This window comes from Oryzophilus luti, from assembly GCF_059726245.1.
In genome coordinates this window covers 3,288,214-3,307,556 of the sequence record NZ_AP040874.1, presented here as the reverse complement: position 1 = coordinate 3,307,556, position 19,343 = coordinate 3,288,214, and the positions used below count along the sequence as shown (strand labels likewise).

The 19,343-nt window shown below is 61.1% G+C and carries 20 protein-coding genes; 7 read left to right on the top strand and 13 right to left on the bottom strand.

The features are described 5' to 3' along the window. The first annotated feature begins 151 nt into the window (after nucleotides 1-151). The 4 genes from dusB to AC6IZO_RS14060 all read left to right on the top strand — a co-directional run bounded on the left by dusB (nucleotide 152) and on the right by AC6IZO_RS14060 (nucleotide 2,831). Nucleotides 152-1,201: a tRNA dihydrouridine synthase DusB gene (dusB, locus tag AC6IZO_RS14075; RefSeq protein ID WP_497805699.1), complete on the top strand. Its 1,050-nt coding sequence runs from the start codon at nucleotides 152-154 to the stop codon at nucleotides 1,199-1,201. A 132-nt stretch (nucleotides 1,202-1,333) separates the two neighbouring features. Next, on the top strand, nucleotides 1,334-1,681 hold the full coding sequence (locus tag AC6IZO_RS14070; protein WP_497805697.1) for a PilZ domain-containing protein: 348 nt from the start codon (nucleotides 1,334-1,336) through the stop codon (nucleotides 1,679-1,681). Nucleotides 1,682-2,012: 331 nt separating this feature from the next. After that, complete coding sequence (locus tag AC6IZO_RS14065) at nucleotides 2,013-2,345, top strand: PilZ domain-containing protein (RefSeq protein ID WP_497805695.1); 333 nt, start codon at nucleotides 2,013-2,015, stop codon at nucleotides 2,343-2,345. A 210-nt stretch (nucleotides 2,346-2,555) separates the two neighbouring features. Continuing rightward, nucleotides 2,556-2,831, top strand: coding sequence for a hypothetical protein (locus AC6IZO_RS14060; protein WP_497805693.1), 276 nt, complete (start codon nucleotides 2,556-2,558; stop codon nucleotides 2,829-2,831). Nucleotides 2,832-2,955: 124 nt separating this feature from the next. Here the strand turns inward: AC6IZO_RS14060 and AC6IZO_RS14055 are convergent, their stop codons facing one another. From AC6IZO_RS14055 to aceA, 7 genes are all read right to left on the bottom strand, one after another. Beyond that, entirely contained in the window at nucleotides 2,956-3,849 is an 894-nt protein-coding gene (locus AC6IZO_RS14055; RefSeq protein WP_497805691.1) for a ParB/RepB/Spo0J family partition protein, read from the bottom strand. Then, complete coding sequence (locus AC6IZO_RS14050; RefSeq protein ID WP_497805689.1) at nucleotides 3,849-4,688, bottom strand: ParA family protein; 840 nt, start codon at nucleotides 4,686-4,688, stop codon at nucleotides 3,849-3,851. The genes AC6IZO_RS14055 and AC6IZO_RS14050 overlap by 1 nt, the downstream gene beginning before the upstream one ends. A gap of 267 nt (nucleotides 4,689-4,955) precedes the next feature. Continuing rightward, nucleotides 4,956-5,333 carry a hypothetical protein gene (locus AC6IZO_RS14045; RefSeq protein ID WP_497805687.1) on the bottom strand — a complete coding sequence of 126 codons (378 nt, stop codon included), beginning with the start codon at nucleotides 5,331-5,333 and terminating at the stop codon, nucleotides 4,956-4,958. 32 nt (nucleotides 5,334-5,365) lie between these two features. Continuing rightward, nucleotides 5,366-6,031, bottom strand: coding sequence for a 16S rRNA (guanine(527)-N(7))-methyltransferase RsmG (rsmG, locus tag AC6IZO_RS14040; protein WP_497805685.1), 666 nt, complete (start codon nucleotides 6,029-6,031; stop codon nucleotides 5,366-5,368). A gap of 161 nt (nucleotides 6,032-6,192) precedes the next feature. After that, nucleotides 6,193-7,245 carry a 4Fe-4S binding protein gene (locus AC6IZO_RS14035; RefSeq protein WP_497805683.1) on the bottom strand — a complete coding sequence of 351 codons (1,053 nt, stop codon included), beginning with the start codon at nucleotides 7,243-7,245 and terminating at the stop codon, nucleotides 6,193-6,195. Between the two features lie 550 nt (nucleotides 7,246-7,795). Next, on the bottom strand, nucleotides 7,796-10,180 hold the full coding sequence (mnmG, locus tag AC6IZO_RS14030) for a tRNA uridine-5-carboxymethylaminomethyl(34) synthesis enzyme MnmG (protein WP_497805681.1): 2,385 nt from the start codon (nucleotides 10,178-10,180) through the stop codon (nucleotides 7,796-7,798). Nucleotides 10,181-10,382: 202 nt separating this feature from the next. Next, the gene (gene aceA / locus AC6IZO_RS14025; protein ID WP_497809968.1) at nucleotides 10,383-11,681 is read right to left on the bottom strand and encodes an isocitrate lyase; all 1,299 of its coding nucleotides are present in this window, start codon (nucleotides 11,679-11,681) and stop codon (nucleotides 10,383-10,385) included. Nucleotides 11,682-12,245: 564 nt separating this feature from the next. Between aceA and AC6IZO_RS14020 the strand changes: the two genes are divergently transcribed. Beyond that, a complete protein-coding gene (locus AC6IZO_RS14020; RefSeq protein ID WP_497805679.1) occupies nucleotides 12,246-13,055 on the top strand; it encodes an ATP-binding protein in 810 nt (269 codons plus the stop codon). Between the two features lie 160 nt (nucleotides 13,056-13,215). On the opposite strand, the gene AC6IZO_RS14015 is transcribed toward AC6IZO_RS14020, so the two are convergent. Next, nucleotides 13,216-13,533, bottom strand: coding sequence for a hypothetical protein (locus AC6IZO_RS14015; RefSeq protein ID WP_497805677.1), 318 nt, complete (start codon nucleotides 13,531-13,533; stop codon nucleotides 13,216-13,218). A gap of 203 nt (nucleotides 13,534-13,736) precedes the next feature. Here AC6IZO_RS14015 and AC6IZO_RS14010 point away from each other — a divergent pair, with 203 nt between their 5' ends. Beyond that, on the top strand, nucleotides 13,737-14,966 hold the full coding sequence (locus tag AC6IZO_RS14010) for a hypothetical protein (protein WP_497805675.1): 1,230 nt from the start codon (nucleotides 13,737-13,739) through the stop codon (nucleotides 14,964-14,966). Between the two features lie 130 nt (nucleotides 14,967-15,096). Here AC6IZO_RS14010 and AC6IZO_RS14005 read toward each other — a convergent pair whose 3' ends face one another. Continuing rightward, entirely contained in the window at nucleotides 15,097-16,656 is a 1,560-nt protein-coding gene (locus AC6IZO_RS14005; RefSeq protein ID WP_497805674.1) for a hypothetical protein, read from the bottom strand. Nucleotides 16,657-16,726: 70 nt separating this feature from the next. Continuing rightward, nucleotides 16,727-17,212: a 2-amino-4-hydroxy-6-hydroxymethyldihydropteridine diphosphokinase gene (gene folK, locus AC6IZO_RS14000; protein WP_497805672.1), complete on the bottom strand. Its 486-nt coding sequence runs from the start codon at nucleotides 17,210-17,212 to the stop codon at nucleotides 16,727-16,729. A gap of 314 nt (nucleotides 17,213-17,526) precedes the next feature. Between folK and AC6IZO_RS13995 the strand changes: the two genes are divergently transcribed. Then, nucleotides 17,527-17,820, top strand: coding sequence for an HU family DNA-binding protein (locus AC6IZO_RS13995; protein ID WP_497805670.1), 294 nt, complete (start codon nucleotides 17,527-17,529; stop codon nucleotides 17,818-17,820). 91 nt (nucleotides 17,821-17,911) lie between these two features. Here the strand turns inward: AC6IZO_RS13995 and AC6IZO_RS13990 are convergent, their stop codons facing one another. From AC6IZO_RS13990 to AC6IZO_RS13980, 3 genes are all read right to left on the bottom strand, one after another. Further along, nucleotides 17,912-18,478, bottom strand: a complete 567-nt coding sequence (locus AC6IZO_RS13990; protein ID WP_497805668.1) for a flavodoxin family protein — start codon at nucleotides 18,476-18,478, stop codon at nucleotides 17,912-17,914. A gap of 101 nt (nucleotides 18,479-18,579) precedes the next feature. Further along, nucleotides 18,580-18,939 (bottom strand): nuclear transport factor 2 family protein, encoded by a 360-nt coding sequence (locus AC6IZO_RS13985; protein WP_497805666.1) that lies wholly within the window; start codon nucleotides 18,937-18,939, stop codon nucleotides 18,580-18,582. 177 nt (nucleotides 18,940-19,116) lie between these two features. Then, entirely contained in the window at nucleotides 19,117-19,275 is a 159-nt protein-coding gene (locus tag AC6IZO_RS13980) for a hypothetical protein (RefSeq protein ID WP_497805664.1), read from the bottom strand. Between the last annotated feature and the right edge of the window lie 68 nt (nucleotides 19,276-19,343).

The following is a 19,343-nucleotide window of genomic DNA, read 5'->3' as shown; positions in this document are numbered from 1 at the left end:
AGGTAATGTGCGCTTGCGCGCGGCCGGGGGTGCGTTTGCGCAGGTGGATCATTCTCGCACCGGGCGGAGAAGCAGACGAATGAAATCTCACCGTTCGCGCTTGTCACACCCGGCTGTGATTTCCTGGCGTGCTCCACGGTAGAATAGAAGCGTGCATAAGTACTTCACCGAGCCCGTTGGGTTGACCGCGCCGCCCGAAGCGCGTGTGCCCGCAGAGTTCCACATTGGCGGCGTGCGCATTGCTCCGGCCACCGTGCTGGCGCCCATGGCGGGCGTTACCGACACGGTCTTCCGCCGGTTCATCCGCGAGATGGGCGGCTGCGGACTGCTGATGACCGAGTTCACCTCGGCCGACGGCTTTGTGCGCCGCCGCAACAAGCAGAAGGAACGATACCTGCACTTCTCCGAAGACGAGCGGCCGATCTCCGCGCAGTTGTTCGGCAGCAAGCCGGAGACGTTGGGCGAAGCCGCACGGTTGATTGAGGCCCTTGGCTTTGACCTGGTGGACTTGAACCTCGGCTGCCCGGCCAAGAAGGTTGTGAAGTGCAACGGCGGCAGTGGACTGCTGCGCGATCTGCCGCTGATCCAGAAGATTTTTGAGACGGTGCGCGCCTCGGTCAAAATCCCCTTCACCGTGAAGTTCCGCGCCGGCTGGAGCGAGAACGAGCTGGTCTTCCGCGAGCTGGCAAAGATGGCCGAAGGTTGCGGGCTGAACGCCGTGGCCATGCACGCGCGCACGCGTGAGCAGGGTTACAGCGGACAGGCGCAGTGGCAGTGGATTGCCGAGCTGAAGGCGCAGGTGAAGATTCCGGTGATCGGCAATGGCGACGTGCGCACGCCCGAGGACGCCGCCGCGATGGTGGCGCACACCGGTTGCGACGCCGTCATGATCGGGCGGGCTGCCGCGTCGAACCCGTGGCTCTTCCGCCAGATTGAGCAATACACGGCCAGCGGCCGTTACGAGCTGCCCACGGAAGAAGACCGCTACAAGATGATTCGCCGCTACTTCAGCATGCTGCTGGAAGGTGAGTACTACGACGTCTCGGGCAAGATGAAGCAGTTTGCCTCGTGGTTCACGCATGGCGTTGTGGGCGGCAGTCATCTGCGCAAGGCCATTTATGAGGCCAAGGAAGCACCCTCGATCCTGAACGCTGTCGACGAGTTCTTTACCCGCTCACTGGGAGATCGTCAGGCACCGTAACCCTCGACTACCGGTTCGTGTGGTTACTTTCGATTTGCGCACAGGCCTCTGTTTTCCCCGCTTGAGTTGTTTACGGCAAGTGCTGCGCGATAGCATGGCTCTCATCCTTCCGTAAACGTACCTGGGACTCAGATGGAACCGTTCTCTCCTCAGTGGAATTCGCCTCGGCGCTTTACGCGCTTCGCCATTGATCTGCGCGTGGTGCTCGTGTTGTCCGGGCCGGATAGGAAACGGGTATCCGTGCGCGGTACCGATATCTCCGAGGGAGGAATCGGACTGCTGTCTCCTTCCGACTTGCCGTTGGACACGCTGGCCGCGTTGGAATTTGCGTTGCCCGGTTCGAACGTGCCGGTGAAAGTCTCTGGACGAATCTGCAACCGCAACGGTTTTCGCTTCGGCGTGGAGTTCATTCCTCGACTGTGCGAAGAGGGCATGAAAGCTGTGCGGCGTTACTGCGGATTGGCGCAGGTGTCACGGTAGCAGCAAATCCGGCTGTTCACCGGGGTGCGTGCGCCTGCATACCACCGGCTCCGTTGTTATGCACAGGACAGGACCTTTCGTGACCTCCAAGGTTGTACTTCCTCGCAAGCTTCCACAAGGCAATGGGTCGTAGACTAGGCGCGGACGTTTCGCTGGGCAGCGTGGCGGCAAATTGCCGCGCGTGACCGGTGAGAGCGTGGTTCGCGGGCTGGGCTTGGCAGTTGAGATCTCCCGGGCAATGGATTCTCCTTGGAATCCGCGGCTCTTCTGGTATCCTTCCGTCGCGTTCAGCTGGGCGAACTAGATTGATGGAAATCGATGGAGTTGGGCCATGAATTCCCCCAAACCGGTCCGGCGTTATGTTCGTCATCGCGCGGATTTCCGCGTGAAGCTCTTCTTCCGCGAAGACGGCACCATGCAGTCGGCTGTCGTCCGCACCTATGAGCTGAGTGCGGGAGGACTATCGGTTTACGCCCCCGTAGAGTTGCCTTCCGACGAAGAAGTGTTGCTGGAGTTCGCATTGCCCGGCGTGGAGGAGACGATTCGCGTCGGTGCCTCTGTGCGCAACCGCATGGGATTCCGCTATGGAATGCAGTTCGAGTCGCTGACGATTGCGCAACGGGCAACGATTGAACAGTTCTGCGAGGGGCTCCCAACGGAATAGAACCGGCTGCAGTGGGCGAACCGTTCCGGAGATGCCTAAGTGGGCAGGGCTCGCAATTCTTCGCTTATTCTTCCCTTTTTGTCTGCTGCCCGGCGTCTTCCCTACATCCCAGATGAGCTTCAACGCATCTCAAGATATAATGCTGCGCGTACCCGGGGCGAGGAATGGCCCGCCATTCGCTACGCGCAGGGACCAAGGAGAAGATTGAGGATGATGAAGCGGATTTTCGCCATGATGGTGCTTGCGTCGGTCAGCCTGTGGGCCCAGGCCAATACGCCGGCCCCCGAAAACAAACCGGCCGATGGCCAGAAGCCGATGTGCAGCAAGATGGCGCACGAGAAGGGCAAGGCCGACGGCAAGATGGCCTGCTGCAAGAAGCACAAGGACGGCAAGGAGTCCAAAGAGTGCTGCGGCAAGTGCTCGAAGATGAAGCACGACCACGAGAAGATGGGCGATGGAAAGATGGGCGAAGAGAAGAAGAGCTAGTTCGCCCTTAATTGCAATAGAAAGGCGCGCCACGCGGCGCGCCTTTTACTTTAGGGAGCGATGCGGAGACCGCATGTTTATTGGGTTAAATAATATAGCGATACATGTCGATATAAAGAGAACCCTATTTACCTGCGCTCAGCACTTCCAGCACACGATCGAAATCTTCGAGCGACTTGTACTGGATGACGATCTTACCCTTCCCCTTCTTGTCCTCTATCTGCACCTTCACGCCCAGTGAGCGCTCCAGCTCCTTTTCGGCTTCGCGGACATTGGGATCGACCACGCGCTCGGCCTTTTCATCCTTCGGCTCCGGGTTCATTAGGTTCTGAACCGCACTTTCAACCTGGCGGACGGAAAGATTGAGGGCCACGGTGCGCTGCGCCAGCTTCAACATGGCATCCTGAGAGTCGAGGCCCATCAGGGCCTTGGCGTGGCCGAAGCTCAGCTTTTCGGTCTCCACCATCTGCTGCACACCGGCTGGCAGCTTGAGCAGGCGCAGGAAGTTTGAGACCGACGAGCGATCCTTGCCCGTGCGCTGCGCCATCTGCTCCTGAGTCAGGCCGAACTCGCGCCCGAGGCGCTCATAGGCGCGTGCCTGCTCCATCGCGTTCAGGTCTTCGCGTTGCAGGTTCTCGACGATGGTGATCTCCATCGCCTTTTCGTCCGTGACCTGACGAACGATGGCCGGAACCGTGGTCTTCCCTGCCTTCTGGGAAGCCAACCAGCGCCGCTCGCCGGCAATCAACTGGAAACGCCCATTGGCGCCGGGACGAACCATGATCGGCTGCAAGACGCCACTCGCCTTGATGGACTCGGCAAGCTCCGCCAGAGCCGTCTCGTCGAACTTCATGCGCGTCTGGTAGGGGTTGCGGTCAATGTGGCCGACAGGAACCTCGCGAACCGTGTCGCCGGGCTGGTGCTGCGCGGGTGCCGTGGCGGATCCGCTGCGCGCTCCGGGCAGCAGGCTGTCGAGTCCCCGACCTAAAACCTTTTTCTTATCAATATGTTGGCTCATTATTTCGTTTCCATATCCTGGGCGGCTGGCTGGTTATGAACGGCCTTCGCCAGTTTCTCTCCGGCAGCTTCGCGACGGGTGTGACGGTCCATGATCTCCTTGGCCAGGCGAATATAGGACTCGGCGCCGCGGGATTTCGGGTCGTACATCAGTACGGGGCGTCCGTGGCTCGGTGCTTCTGCCAGTCGTACATTGCGCGGGATTGCCGTCTCTAGAAAAAGCTCGCCAAAGAAGCTCTTAAGTTCGGTGACCACGCTCTGGGCAAGGTTCGTGCGGTCATCGAACATGGTCATCACGACGCCTTCGACGACCAGACTGGGATTCAGGTTCTCGCGGATGCGGTCGATGGTGTCGAGCAGTTCGCTGACTCCCTCGAGGGCGAAGTACTCGGCCTGCATCGGCACCAGGACGCTATCGCAAGCGACCAGGGCGTTCAGCGTGAGGAAGTCGAGAGCCGGCGGGCAGTCCAGCACGATGTACTCGAACTGGTCACGAACCTCGGCCAAGGCGTTTCGTAGCCGGAATTCCCTCTCTTCGGCCTGAATCAGCTCGAGATTGGCTCCGATTAGGTTCTTGGTGGCGGCAATGACCGAGAGATTTTCCATTTCCGTCGGGTGAATGACCTCGGCGGCCGACACTTCTCCCATCAAAACCTGGTAGGTTCCCAGGCGCGTTGGGTCTTTCGGCAATCCGACACCGCTGGAACTGTTGGATTGCGGATCACAATCCACGAGCAAAGTCGGGACCTCGGCGGCAGCGAAGCTGGCGGCAAGGTTGATGGCAGTTGTGGTTTTGCCAACTCCACCCTTCTGGTTGGCAATGGCGATAACCCGGGCCATGATTTCTCCCGCGGGCGATGTACAACCCGCAATGCTGTTTCACCGGATGCGATGACCGCAGCAAACTCAGCGTAGACGAGCGAATGAGGTGGGGCAAGTGTGACTTTGTGTGCAAGGCTGTGGAAAGGGTGGATAAGCGGGTTCGGAAGATGAATTTTCTGTTCGAGGGAGAGTTTTCCGAGAAGATTCGGTTCTTATGCCGCGTTTGTTCCACGTGGAACATTTCTTTCGAGCGCTGCTCGATGTTCCACGTGGAACATTATGAAACTAGAAAGGATTTGAGAACTCGATTGGTTCAACACGCACGCGAAGCTCTTCACATTCGAGTACGCCGCCAAGCCCGGACTCACCTTCGATCTCAAGACTCCAGACCGCAATATCCCCCACCCGGCTCCTGCCGACCGTCAGGCTCCGCAAAAAATTCTGCTCGGCAAAGCCATTCAGCGATACCCTCCGTACCTTGCGCAACCAGAACTCCACTGTGGCCGACGATCCTGCGGGGTAAAGGCGAAGTTGCGCTTCCCCTTTTCGTGCAAGGTTCAGGTAGATAATCTCGGCAGCCTCAAAACACGGCCACCCTCCGAACCACTTGCTCACCGTCTCGTTACCACTGATCTCCGGAATCCCATTCTCCAACGCCGTCATTCCAATCTCCCAACAATCACGCCTGGCCAGCCCTAGCCGGCAACAATTCCTCTCGCGGCTGCGCTCTTTGCAACCAGCACTACCCTCGACTCGGCCTTGGGCATCTGCGAAACTTCAACGCTGAAACCCTCGAGCAGAAGCTTCGCCCGCTCCACCTGTCCCGCACCAATCAGTAATCCCAAGCGTCCGCCCGCAGCGCATAGACTCCTGGCGACAGCGAGTGCCCCTTCAAACTTCTCAACCGCCCGCATGGTCACCAATTCTGCCTGCTGTCCAAGTGCCTCGCCGCGCACATGCGCCACTTCGGCACCGTCCATGTCTAGCGCCCGAATCACCTCGCGGAGGAAGGTCACCTTCTTATTTTGCGATTCGACCAGCGTCAGATGAACTCCACGCGCCCAAATCTTCAGAGGAAGCCCGGGAAAACCGGCACCTGAGCCAAGGTCGATTACACTCTCCGTAGAATCGCGCGCCAGCAGTACTTGTGCGGCAAACAGCGATTCGCCAAAGTGACGCTGCACCATCTCGCGAGCGTCGCGCACCGCGGTAAGGTTGGTGCGCTCATTCCAGCGGATCAATATATCGATATATGTCGATATACTATCCAAGACTGCATGATTGGCGGTCCAAAACACATCCGGTGCGCCACTCATATCGAGGTATGGCGCAAGCAAGTCCTGAATTTCCGAGTGCTCCATTCTTCCCTTTCAGAATAGCCCAGCGAGCACCACCCGCGTCAAAAGCAAAACGTGAGCCATTCCTCTCAAAAGTACCCCACCGTTCGGGTACGGGGCACTCGCGCAAAACACAACAGCGGAGTCCGAAGACTCCGCTGTTAACTTTTCTTTCGACGGCACTGTTACTCGGCCGCAGGCGCGGGCTGGTTCCCTTGTGCCGCCTGGCCAATCAATTCCATGTACACATTGTCAGGCACGCGCGTTTGCCATTGTCCCCGCAGCTTGGCATAACCAACCATTCCACAGAACAACACAATCAGAACTGCGGCAACCAGCACCGGCTTCAAACGACGACCGCCCCACCGCTCCGCCACACTGCTTCCCTGTTTTGCTGGCAGTGCGAACTGCAACGCACCTTCCACCTTGCAAGACGCTACGCACTCCATACACGCTGTGCACTCCGCCGACCGCACCTGCACCAACTGCGAGACTGGCAATTTCTGAGGACACGCCTTTGAGCAGCTACCACAACTGCTGCACGCTTCCACATCGCGGCGGATCTTCGCCGGACTCACAAGAGAAACCAAGCCCATCAGCGCGCCATACGGGCAAGCGTACCGGCACCAGAAATTCCGGATCAACACGGAACCCAGCGCGAGCACGCCGAAAATAGCCAGCGCCGTCGTGCTCATGTGGCGGAAGAAGTACAACATCTTCACATCCGCCAGAATGCCGTCCGGCTGCATCATGAACTCCTGCAGCATCGGGCCGCTCATCGTTACGCCGACGAAGAAGACAAAGAACGCAAGCAGCAGGTACTTCACGCCGCGCAGCGCCAGATCCAACCAGCGCGGCAGCTCCAGGTTTCTCCCCAGCAGCCGTTTTCCAACTTTCCACAAGTTTTCCGAAAGCAGCCCCACCGGGCACAGCCAGGAACAGAATGCCTTCTTCAGCAGTACACTGATGGCAACAAACAGAACGAACAGGAAAAATGCCGCTGGATGAATCTTCGGGATCAGTCCCGTCACCAACACGTACTTCACGTTGATCAGTCCCGCGATCGGCAGCCATCCATCCACACCTGCCGGCCTGGAAACATGAGTACCCTGCCCACCCTGCTCAAACCAACGCACCCACAGATAGAACTGCGCACAGAGCAGAACATTCAGCGCAGCAAAGCTCCACTGAACAATCTTCCGAACCTTCTGTGAATTGTCTGCTTCCTGGCGCTTCACGGACTTCCGCTTAACGGGTTCCTCCGGCATAAGTTCGGAGTTACCGCTTTCCACCAAATCCACACCCATAAGACTGCCAACCCCTTATTAAATAAATACTTCCTTACTGATTACAGTAAACGTGCAAATTTCCAACGGCTATGACATCGGTCACAATTCCGCGCCGGCTATTGCAACTGTTTCCACCACGATGCTGCTGACTTCTGCTTCTAAAAGAATTTAAAAACCTAATTACTCACAGTCGTAACCGCAGGGCCCGTGGAAAAGTGAAAAACACGGTACTAATTGTGCATTTTCAGTCAGTTACAACTTCAACAGCCGAGCAATACTGGTCCCGATTTCAGTCGACGAGATACCAAAACGCGGTACAAACTGAAAAACCTCCCTGGTCTTAGACGTGTGTCCACAGAGATTCCACACTTGGCCTGGAGAAAACTCAGGCTTTTGGTGGAAAAAACGGCTAACTGCAATTCGGTCACACGGCTGGAACCGTCAACCGGTTGAGGAGCGTCTGTGCGAAAAATGGTTTGAACCGTATTTTCAACAGGATTTACAACTGGGAAGCTTGCGAGCGGCGGCGCGACTGAATCTCAATGTAGACATTGACGAGCGAAACAGCCGCTGGAGTCACGCCGGGGATCCGGCTCGCCTGGCCAATCGTTCGCGGACGCACGCGCGTGAGTTTCTCCCGCATCTCCCGCGAGAGACCACTGACGGCGGTGTAGTCGAACCACTCAGGGATTGTGCGTTCCTCGGATTTCTTCAAGCGCTCGATGGCCTTCTGTTGCTGGCCGAGGTAGCCGGAGTACTTCACCTCTGTCTCCACCGACTTCAATTCGTTGCGAACCTCAATCGGAAGAGAAGATTTACACAACAAATCATCAGTTGTGGATTCTACTGAGCCAGTTGCGTTTGAGCTAGTAAACATGCGGTCTTCATGCATGAAGAACTGTGGAAAGAGTGTGGAAAGCTCGCCGATCAACTGCTCGATTGCGAACTCCGGACGCCGTAAGAGTTGCGCAAGTGTCTGCCCGGCGACCGGCCCCAACTTCTCCAGCAACGCATCTGTCAGCGTGACTGTACGCGGTGTGGAATCGTTCGCGGCAGGCTCCGGAGTTTTCCTTATTTCCACATAATCATCCACAGCCCCGGTGCCCTGCTCCACATCCATGCGTTCGGAAGGAGCTGCATTCCGTGCTCCAGCGACGCGCGTGTTCTCGATGATCGAGCGCAGGCGCTCCATGCGCTGCTGCTTGGCCTCAAACTCCGCCCACGCCTCATCGCTGATAAGGCCAACGCGGCGGCCGTAGGGCGTCAGGCGGCGGTCGGCGTTGTCGATTCGCAGATGCAGGCGAAATTCTGCCCGCGAGGTGAACATGCGATAAGGCTCGTCGGTTCCCTTGCTGATGAGGTCGTCGATGAGGATGCCGGTATAGGCTTCGGTGCGGTCGAGCGTCAGCGGTGGCTCGTCCTTGACGGCCAGCGCCGCGTTGATGCCGGCCATCAGGCCCTGGCATCCGGCTTCTTCGTAGCCGCTGGTGCCGTTGATCTGCCCGGCAAGGAAGAGGCGAGCAATCTGCTTGGTCTCCAGCGTGCGCTCCAGCTCGCGCGGGTCCACCGAGTCGTACTCGATGGCGTAGCCCGGCCGCAGCATCTCGGCATTCTCAAGGCCGGGCAGCGAGGCAATCATTGCCGCCTGCACGTCCACCGGCAGCGAGGTGCTCATGCCGTTGAGGTAGATCTCGTGCGTGTGCAGGCCCTCCGGCTCCAGGTAGAGCTGGTGCGTCTCCTTGTCTGGAAACTTCACAATCTTGTCTTCAATCGACGGACAGTAGCGTGGACCGATCGATTTGATCTGTCCGCTATACATCGGCGAGCGGTGCACGTTCTCGCGGATAATGCGGTGCGTCTCCGGCGTGGTGTTCACGATGTAGCAGCAGATCTGTGGCTGCGTGATGCGCCGCGTGCGGAAGCTGAACGGTGTTGGCTCGGCGTCGCCGGGCTGCTGCTGGAAACGCGAAAAGTCGATGGTGCGTCCGTCGAGGCGCGCTGGCGTACCGGTCTTCAGACGGCAGGTGCGCAGGCCGAGCGCGCGAAGCTGCTCACCAAGCAATACGGACGCAGGCTCACCATTGCGGCCGGCGGGGTACTGCTGCTCGCCGCAGTGGATGAGGCCGTTCAAAAATGTTCCGGTCGTGACGATGACGGCTTCAGCGTGAACCGTTCGGCCGTCGCGCAGGCGGACGCCACGGATGACGCGGCGCGGTGTGGCGGAATCTTCAGGCGTATCGCTGACGAGAGGCGCGTATTCGTTCGCGCCGTCGCCGTGAGCGCAGGCGTCACCGTGCTCGTGCTCGCCGCAGGAGCGAGCAGCGCAGGCGCAGATACCTTCCGGCTTCAAACCCATGAGGGCGGCAAAAGCCTCATGCGGAGGAATTGGGGAGGCCTGCTCATCCTGCCCGGTGCCGACAGCAGATCCTTCGCTGCGCTCAGGATGATGCGCCGTTGAAGCTGCAAAGGACGGGCGCGGCGCAATCTCCTCGATGATCAGCTCGGCAACTTCCGCCTGCTTGAGCGCCAGGTTCGGCTGCGACTCAAGGACCTCGCGCATCTTGGCGCGGTAGGCGGCCTTGTCGCACTGCGCACGCGGAGACCAGACGGCCGGGCCGCGCGAGGTGTTGAGCAGTCGGAACTGAATGCCGACGGCGTCGGTGACCTCGCCCATGATGCCGCCGAGGGCGTCGATCTCGCGGACGAGGTGCCCCTTGGCAATGCCGCCGATGGCGGGGTTGCAGGACATCTGCGCGATCAGGTCAAGGTTCAGGGTGTAGAGCGCGGTGCGCAGGCCCATGCGCGCGGCGGCCATGGCGGCCTCGCAACCAGCGTGTCCGGCGCCGACCACAACAACGTCGTAATGTTCGGTGAAGCGCTCCATCCCCGTAGTTAGATTCTACCAAGGAGAGGGCGGTGCAGCGGTGCCGAATGGCGTGCGAGGACGCCGATTGGCAGGGCGCAGACAGGAAACAGGGGCAGATCACAAAACGTCATGCAGAGAGGGCGCAGCCTCCATGCCCTGTGCATGAAAATGCCGGAGGCCGCTCGCGAGGAGCAGCCGTCCGGCTTTCGGAGAGAAACTGCTACTTGATCACCTTCTCGCCGTGGAACTGCTCCTCCTCCGTAGAGCCGGTGAGCGCGGTGGTGCTGCTGGCTCCGGCGGCGATCACCTGCGTGACTTCGTCGAAATAGCCGGTGCCGACAAAGGCCTGATGCTTGACGGCGCGGTAGCCGACTGCCTCGTCGCGGAACTCCTTCTCCTGTAGCTCGGCGTAGGCGCTCATACCGCTCTTGGCGTAGCCCCGAGCGAGGTCAAAGATGCTGTAGTTGAGCGCGTGCCAACCCGCCAGGGTGATGAACTGGAACTTGTAGCCCATGGCGCCGAGTTCGCGCTGGAAGCGGGCGATGTCGGTGTCGCTGAGCTTCTTCTTCCAGTTGAACGAGGGCGAGCAGTTGTAGGCCAGGCGTTTGCCGGGGAACTGCTTGTGGATAGCCTCGGCGAAGCGACGTGCTTCGTCCATGTTGGGCTCGCTGGTCTCGCACCAGATCATGTCGGCATAGGGCGCGTAGGCCAGGCCGCGCGCAATCGCCGTGTCGAGCCCGCTCTTGATGCGGTAGAAGCCCTCGCTGGTGCGCGGCTCGCCGGTCAGGAACGGGTGGTCGCGCTCGTCGCAATCGCTGGTGAGCAGCTTGGCGCCGTTGGCGTCGGTGCGGGCGATGAGGATGGTGGGCACACCGCAGACGTCGGCAGCCAGGCGGGCGGCCACCAGCTTTTGAATGGCCTCCTGCGTGGAAACGAGCACCTTGCCACCCATGTGTCCGCACTTTTTGGCCGAGGAGAGCTGGTCCTCAAAGTGCACGGCGGCGGCGCCGGCTTCGATCATGGCCTTCATCAGCTCAAAGGCGTTGAGCGTGCCGCCAAAACCGGCTTCGGCGTCGGCGACGAGCGGGGCCATCCAGTAGCGCGAGTTCCTGCCCTCCTGCTTCCATATCTGGTCGGCGCGGAGAAGCGCGTTGTTGATGCGGCGAACCATGGAGGGAACGCTGTCGACGGGGTAGAGGCTCTGGTCGGGATAGACCTGCCCGGCGGTGTTGGCGTCACCGGCAACCTGCCAGCCGCTGACGTAGATGGCTTGCAGCCCGGCCTCAACCATCTCCATGGCCTGGTTGCCGGTCATGGCGCCGAGGGCGTTGACGTAGCCTTCGGTGCCGGTCAGCTCCCAGAGGCGTTCGGCGCCAAGGCGCGCCAGGGAATGTTCGATGTAGACGGTACCGCGCAGACGGTCAACGTCAGCGGGCGTGTAGGGACGTTCAATGCCGCTCCAACGCGCATCGGTCTTCCAGGTTTCGGTGATGTCGTAAGGGTGTTTGCTGGCAGTCACTGTCGTCAAGGTCCTTTCGCAAAGGGTGAACGTTGCGCTCCCGGCTGTTGTCCAGGACGCGATGAGGGGCCCGGCGTTTACATGGATGCCGCTATGAGTTCGGGACCGTGCGAAAGGGCAGAGCGCACAGAACGCCTTGCGCACAGCAAGGCTGCACGCAGGCCGCGAAGGCCAGGTTCTGAGTTCCCTGAAAGACGCGGCGCTGGTTGGCGCCGGTTCGCCATTGGCCTGCTATCCCTGAGGCCGAAGGGTTGTGCCGCTGGCAGGGTCCGACCGGTTGCCATTTCCGGCGCGGAGTCCCCCACACTGTACCCCACACGGATGCGGTCCGCGGACGGGAACCGCTCCGTACTAGTGCGCGGTACAGTACATCGGCATAAGATTTCCGCACAAGCCGGAAGGTTGTACTTTTTTTGTAAAGGCGCCGAAGTGGAACCAGCCAATGGGGGACCGGCCAGTGCCGGAGTATGCTTTCCGAGGGTTTTCAACGATTCCCACAGCTTGTGCACAGGCCCGGGGCGCCAGGCACTTGCGCAGGAGGGGCGGAGAGGGCAGAGTCAAGGTATGGCAAACGTGGACGAAAACGGCTTTGCGCCCGAACGGAAGCCGGAAGGCGATCCGGCATGCAAGATCTGCAGCGGCACCGGCTGGCAGCAGGTAAAGGAATTCCGCAACGGCCGCGCCGTCACCAGCTCAACGCGCTGTGAGTGCGTACGTCGGCTGAAGACCGGCAAGTTGCTGGAGCAGGCGCGCATTCCGGCGCGCTATGAGCATTGCGAGCTCTCCAACTTTGAGCATGAAGGGCCGCTGAAATCGGTGGCCTCGGCCTATCTGGCGGCAACGCGCTTTGTCGCGGAATATCCCGTGGAGAGCGCTGGGCTGATGCTGATTGGGCCGATTGGCGTGGGCAAAACGCACTTGGCAGTGGGCATCCTGCGCGAGCTGATTACGCAGAAGGGCGCGCAGTGTCTCTTCTACGACTACCGCGAGCTGCTGAAGGAAATCCAGAACTCCTGGAACCCGCAGGTGCAGGTGACGGAGATGGAAGTGCTGCGCCCGGTCTTTGAGGCCGAGGTGCTGGTGCTGGACGAGTTGGGCGCAGTGCGGCCGAGCGAGTGGGTGTGGGACACGGTTTCGCACATTCTGAACACGCGCTACAACGACCGCCGCACCACCATCATCACCACCAACCACCAGGACCTGGCGCCGGGCGGCACGGTCATCAAGAGCAACGAGGGCGGCAACCGCCGGGAGGACACGCTGGGCGACCGCATTGGCGAGCGCATGCGCTCCCGCCTGCATGAAATGTGCCGCATCATCAGCGTGCAGGGTGAAGACTTCCGTATGAAGTACAGCAGCGCCAACCCGCGTTAGAAATTGCGCTGGCGCAGAAACGACAAAGCCGGGCCGAGGCCCGGCTTTTCCATTGCAGCGAAGATTGTGGCAAAAGAAAACGCCAGCCACAGAGAGGCTGGCGCAAGGAGGTCGTGTTCATGAGAGAGAACTGGTGCGCGCCAATTGCGCGCGAAACTGTTTATGCGGCGGCGCCGGTAAAGCGGCGCAGTTGCAGCATGGCCGGCACATGTCCACGGCGCGCGGCGCGCTCATACCAGAGCTGCGCTTCCACCTCGTCATCGGCCGCGTCATAGGCGCTGGCAACGAGGAACTCTGCGCGGGGATGTCCGCTGATGGCGGCGACGGCAAGCGCCATACACTCTTCTTCCGGCAGCTCCAGCCGGTAGAAGCCCGTCAAGAACTGCACCAGGTACTTGAGAGACGAAACGAACGACGCGTGGCTTTCCGGCTGGTTCTGACTCAGATGCACGCAATCGGCGGAAGTCATCAGGAACATTCTCCTCACTCCTTGTACGATCCTGCATACAAGGTGCCTGTCATTTAGACGCCGCGCAGTGACCAGTGTGTGCAGAGAAATGTTCGTTGTGTCACAAATATTCTGCAACCACGCCGCGTCTGCCAGTTTGCGAGTTTGAGATTTCCGCAGCGAATGAGCCGCACTCGTCGCGGCCGCTTGCGATGCGGTACATTAGGGCGACCATGCTTGCAACGCTGCTCCATGACGAACTCGCCTTCGACCCCATGGCTTCGGCCGAGACCGAAGAAGCGTTCTTTGCCGCGCTGCCAGCGGCTTCGGCGGTCTTCCTGCTGGAGCCGAACGCGGAGGACGCCGAGCCGTATGTGGCCAAGAGCAGCAACCTGCGCCGACGCATGCAGAGGCTGCTTGCAAAGCCCGAGGGCCTGACTCGCAAGCTCAACCTGCGCGAGCGCGTGGCGCGCGTGCGCTACCAGCGGGTGGGTTCCGACTTTGAAGCGCAGCTTGTGCTCTACCGCGTGCTGCGCCAGGTCTTCCCCAAGAGCTATGAGAAGCGTCTGCGCCTGCGCGCCGCGCCGCTGGTGCGGATGCTGATGGAGAACCCATACCCACGCGTGGCGGTGACCACTCGCATCGCCAGCCTCCGCGGAGAGGGCCGCTACTATGGGCCATTTCCCACGCGAGCGGCAGCCGAGGAGTTCACCAACGATGCGCTCGATTTCTTCAAGCTCCGCCGCTGTACCGACGAACTTGCGCCCGACCCGGCCTTCCCCGGTTGCATCTACTCGGAGATGAAGATGTGCATGGCGCCGTGCTTCAAGGGTTGTACGGACGCCGAGTACGCCGCCGAGGCTCTGCGCGTGGAGCAGTTCTTCTCCACCGGCGGCCACTCGTTGGAGCTGGAGTTGACGCGGGCGCGCGATGAAGCCAGTGAGCAATTGGATTTTGAGCGCGCCGCGGCTGTGCATACCGCAGTGGAAAAGTTGAAAAAGCTGCGCGCGCAACTGCCGGAGATTGTGCGCCGGATCGACCTGCTGGACGGCGTGATGGTGCAGCCCTCGCACCTGCCTGAGTCGGTCACGCTGATCCGCGTGCGCTGGGGACGCCTGTGCGCGCCGGTGCAACTGAGCCTCGCGAGCAAGCTCGTGGTGGGCGAAGTGAAGACGCCATCCTCGATGGAGGCGCGCATCAGCGCCGCGCTGGAGCTGGCGCCCGCGCCCGAGGTGGGCTCGGCGCAGGAGGCAATGGAGCACCTCGCGCTGCTCAAGCGCTGGTACTACCGCACGGCCAAGGTCGGTGAGATCTTCTTCGCCGATGAGAAGGGCGAGTTGCCCATGCGTCGCGTGGTGCGCGGCGTCTCGCGGGTCTACAAAGGCGAGAAGCCACAGGCCGACCTGAGCGAGACGGCCGGTGAGTACTGGGCCTTCCGCGCCAAAGAGCGAGGGATTGAGTGACAAGGCCTTCGCCGAGAATCCGGTAATTTCGGCTAAGTCACACGTCCCAGGTTAGACGCCAAAAGATGGCGGGAACCTGGGGCACCCGGCATACCCCCTTCTTCATATCATCGTTCTTACGTGTGATCGTCTACTTCACAAGGTCGGCGGGGCGCTTGCGGAAGATGACGCGCACCCCGTCGCGCCAGTGCTCGTCAAGGCCGATGAGCTGCCAGTCAATTTCCGGCGATAGGTAGCGCAGCACGGTGGCCGTGGCCGGATGTACGTGCAGCGAAGGCGCTGCCAGGATCAACAGCGGATCGCGTGGGGAGAGCTCGCGTCCGGGGAAGTAGCCGTGTTGCTGCAACTCTCCGCGGCGGTGGTGCCAGCGCACGCGCGCCCAGTAGTCCAGCCCTTGGATTGGCAAATGTAAATCTTCTTCCGCCTTCAGCTCGATGACGGCAAGGCGGCCGTCGCGTGTGACGCCGAGCAGGTCGATCATGGCGCGGTCTCCGGCGGCAAAGGCGGGCACCTGCTCGTAAACGCAGCTCGGGTCGAGCCGCTCGTCGAGCAGACTGACGTCTCGGCGCGCGATGGACTCCAGCCAGCGCTCGCTGGCCATGCGGTAGAACGGGTGGTTGCGCTGGCGGTAGGTGCGCGTTTCAACCAGCCGCGCCACAAGCTGGCGCAGCAGCGGCGCGGTCTCCGGCGTCAGCTCGTCTTCGGCGGGCGCGGCGCCAAAGACAATGGTTTCGCCAGGGCGGAAGTTGTTGCCGGCCACGCCGAGGCTGGCACGCGCAAACTCCAAACCTTCAATCCGGAACGCTACCTCGCTGGTGGACACAACAACACTTTGCGCTCGCGGGGCCAGCTCCTTCATCCTCGCAATGGAGGCAGCAAAGCGCTCGCGGGTGCGCGCCTCGTCGGGAGAGTGCACGAGGCGGGTGGCAAGGTTTGCCGGCGGCGCCAGGTCGCACTCGAGCGCGGACTCCGAATGCGCATCCACCTCGAACAAGCGCCACTTCGCAGCCTGTGGGTTCAGATGTGCCAGCCGAAGCACCAGTGCGGAAGCCCGGCCCTGCGGTGCAAAGACGGCGACGCCCTCGACATGTCCTTTGTCGGCGAGGCGCTCGCGGCAACGCTCAAGCCACAGCACGGCCACCGTGGCCAGGCCCTCGATGACGGGCTGCTGCTCGGTGTGCGCCGCGCCAACCACGGCGAAGTAACGCCGCCCGACGTGCACGATGCCGCGCGCATAGGCCGGGCCGAAGGAATGCTCAAGATCGGCGGCGCTGTTCACGCGCTCCACCGTCCAGCCAGGAAATTCCTTGCGACAGAGTCTCTGCATCAGCCCCGCGAACTGCGCGCGGGCTGCCTTCTTTGCCGAGGGCGACTGCCCTTCGGGGCGCTCACAGAGTTCGAGGAGCGCGGGCTTGGTTTGACCGAAGCGCACGACGCTCAGGCGCAGTGTACCGGACTTGAGTTGCGCGCCGACGATGCGGCGCACGATGTTGCGCTCCTCGGACCACACCTGCAGCACGCAGCGCTCGCGCTCCGGCGTGAGGCTGTAACGCGCGCCGCCCTCGGGTCCGAAGTAGAACGCAGCCTGCCCATCCTCGATCAGCATTGCGTGCGTGTGCTCGGCAAGGTACTCGCTGATCTGCGCGGCAAGGGCCTCGGCGTTGACGGCGGATTGTGGCGGCGCGGCCATGGAAGGACGCATTCTACCCGCGTGCTCAGCGGCGGCAAACAGAAATGCGGATGAAATTCGCGGCGCGCTCTTACTTCACGGGGCGCACGATCGGCGGGCCGGGAGGAAGTGCTTCAAGAAGCTGACGCACGGTGCGGTGCAGCGCAGGATGCAGCACGTCGGGCGCAATCTCCGCCAGCGGCGCCAGCACAAAGCGTCGCTCGTGCATCGCCGGATGCGGGATGGTCAGCTCGGCGGTCTCGACAATGGAGTTGCCGAAGAGAAGGATGTCGAGGTCGATGATGCGCGGGCCTTTGGCGATGATGCGCCGGCGGCCCATCTCGCGCTCAATGGCCAGGCATGCGGCCAGCAGCGCACGCGGCATCTTCTCCGTCTGCAGTTCGGCCGCGCAGTTCAGGAACCACGGTTGGTCCAGGTAGTCGACCGGCTCGGTCTCGTAGAAGGAGCTGACACGCGTGAGTTCGCCGAGCGTTGCAAGCTGCATGAGCGCCGCGCGCAGATTCGCTTCGCGGTCTCCGAGGTTGCTTCCGAGCGAGAGATAAACGGTCTTGCGCATGGTTGCCGGTGGCCTTCCAGGCTGAAGAATGATTGTATTCGCGGGCCGGAAGAAGGCGCAAAGCCGCATGTTTGGCGGCTGAAAAGCCTACTACGGATTGTGGTCACAAAGCCCCATGAATTGAGAAGCACAATGGGTAGTGGCCACCGGGTGCGCGAAAGGGGCATAAACAGCCGACGGAAACGACCCCATCTGTGGAAAACCCGCGAAAAAACTGGCGAAAATGCTTGTGCGGGTTCCGGCCTTTTGATTAATATGTGCCCAACTGAATGTGCAAGCGTTGTACGTTCAGACCTTCAAGGAGGAATATTCCAATGGCAGCTGGCTTGACGAAGACCGCTCTGGTGCGTCTCCTGGCGGAGAAGCTGGAACTCACCAACAAGCAGTCGGCCGCATTCCTGGCCACCTTGGCCGAAGTGGCCGTGAAAGAGACGAAGAAGAACGGCGTGTTCGTTCTGCCCGGACTGGGCCGTCTGAAGAAGTCTGCCCGCAAGGCTCGTGTGGGCCGCAACCCGCAGACCGGCGCCCCCATCAAGATCCCGGCGAAGACCGTGGTGAAGTTCTACGTGGCTAAGGCCGTGAAGGACGCCATCGCGCCCAAGAAGTAAGTTTCCCCCTCGGGAAGTGCGAAGGCCGGCGATAAGCCGGCCTTTTGCTTTGCCTTGAATCTTGCAGGCGAACCGCAACTGCGGCGTCACCTCAGTCGTTCAGCTTCTTCACCAGCTCGGCCACGTTGGCGGCAAAGTGGCGCACGGTCTGCACGCCCTCTTCGTCATTCATGGCGTCGCCGGGCAGGCGGCCAAACACCATGTTCCAGTAGCTGGAGCCGGGCACGATCATGTCGTTAATCAGGTAGAACATCAGCATCTCCTGCAGCGTGAGCGTCTGTCCGCCTCGGCGAGCCACCGCCACCGGGCCGCCCACCTTGCCCGCCAGATAATTGTCCGAGTTGCGCGAGACGTAGCCGATGCGCTGCAGGGCACACATTACGTCTCCGCGCGCGGTGCCGAAGTAGACCGGCGTGCCCACGATGAAGCCATCGGATTCGCGCAGCTTGGCGATGATCTCGTTCAGGCCGTCATTGAGTCCGCACTTGCCTGTCTTCTTGCAGTGCAGGCAGCCGATGCACGATTCAATCTTGTGTCCGGCGAGCGAAAGCACCTCGGCCTCCACGCCGCGCTCCTCAATCACCTTGGCGCACTCGTTCATCAACTGCATGGTGTTGCCGTCCTTCTTCGGACTGCCGCTGATCAAAAGAACCTTCATGAGTTAAGACTCCCGTTGGAATGATGACGCTCTCAGCTTACTCCGCAATACTCTGATCTTCGTGGCGCGGCTTTGCGATTGGCGCGGCCTGCAAGCCCCGCTCACTCGATGGGCAGGTGGTGCATCTTGAGGAAGCTAAGCTTGTCCCAGTAGCCGCGCTGGAAGGCGATGAGCCCGTTGCGCACGGTAAAGAAGCCGCAGCCGCGTAGCCCGAGCGGATCGCGCCACTCCAAGATGGCGACCTCGCCATCCTCATACATGGCTTCGACGATGCAGACCATGTTGGCGGCGGCGAACTCGCGGCGGAACATCTCGTGGATGGCGGCGCGGCCGGCGATTGGCTCCTGCGTGACCTGGTGGTTCACGGCGTCTTCGGCGTACAAGGCGGCCAGCGCGTCGGCGTCGGCGTGGTTGAAGGCCTCCACCCACGTTTGCAGCACCTGCTTCGGCGTTGCGCTCATTGGGTTGCTCCCGCCCGCATGGTTTGCGGGTGGCGGCATTATGCCATAGGGGCGGCGTGTGCCTGCGCGGAGGTGATGAGGCAGGCAATCCAAAGCCCGGCATGCGGCGCGCAAACAACAATCCCCACTTCGGAAGCGAAGTGGGGACACAAGTTGAGCGCTCGCATGGCGTTCACGCTACTTTTTCTTCGACGCCGACTTGGACTGCATGTGGGCCTTGTTGGCGTCGCCCTTGTGCTTGCGGTTGTGGCGCTCCAGGGCCTTGGCAATTTCCTCGGCGCTCAAATCCGTGTGGTGTTCCCCTTGTAAAACGTCACCTGCAAGATTCTCTGACATAAACCCTCCTAGGTTCGCGCGAGCTTGCGCAGCCGGCTTTGGCACAGGTCTTCACCCATGAGCGGCGG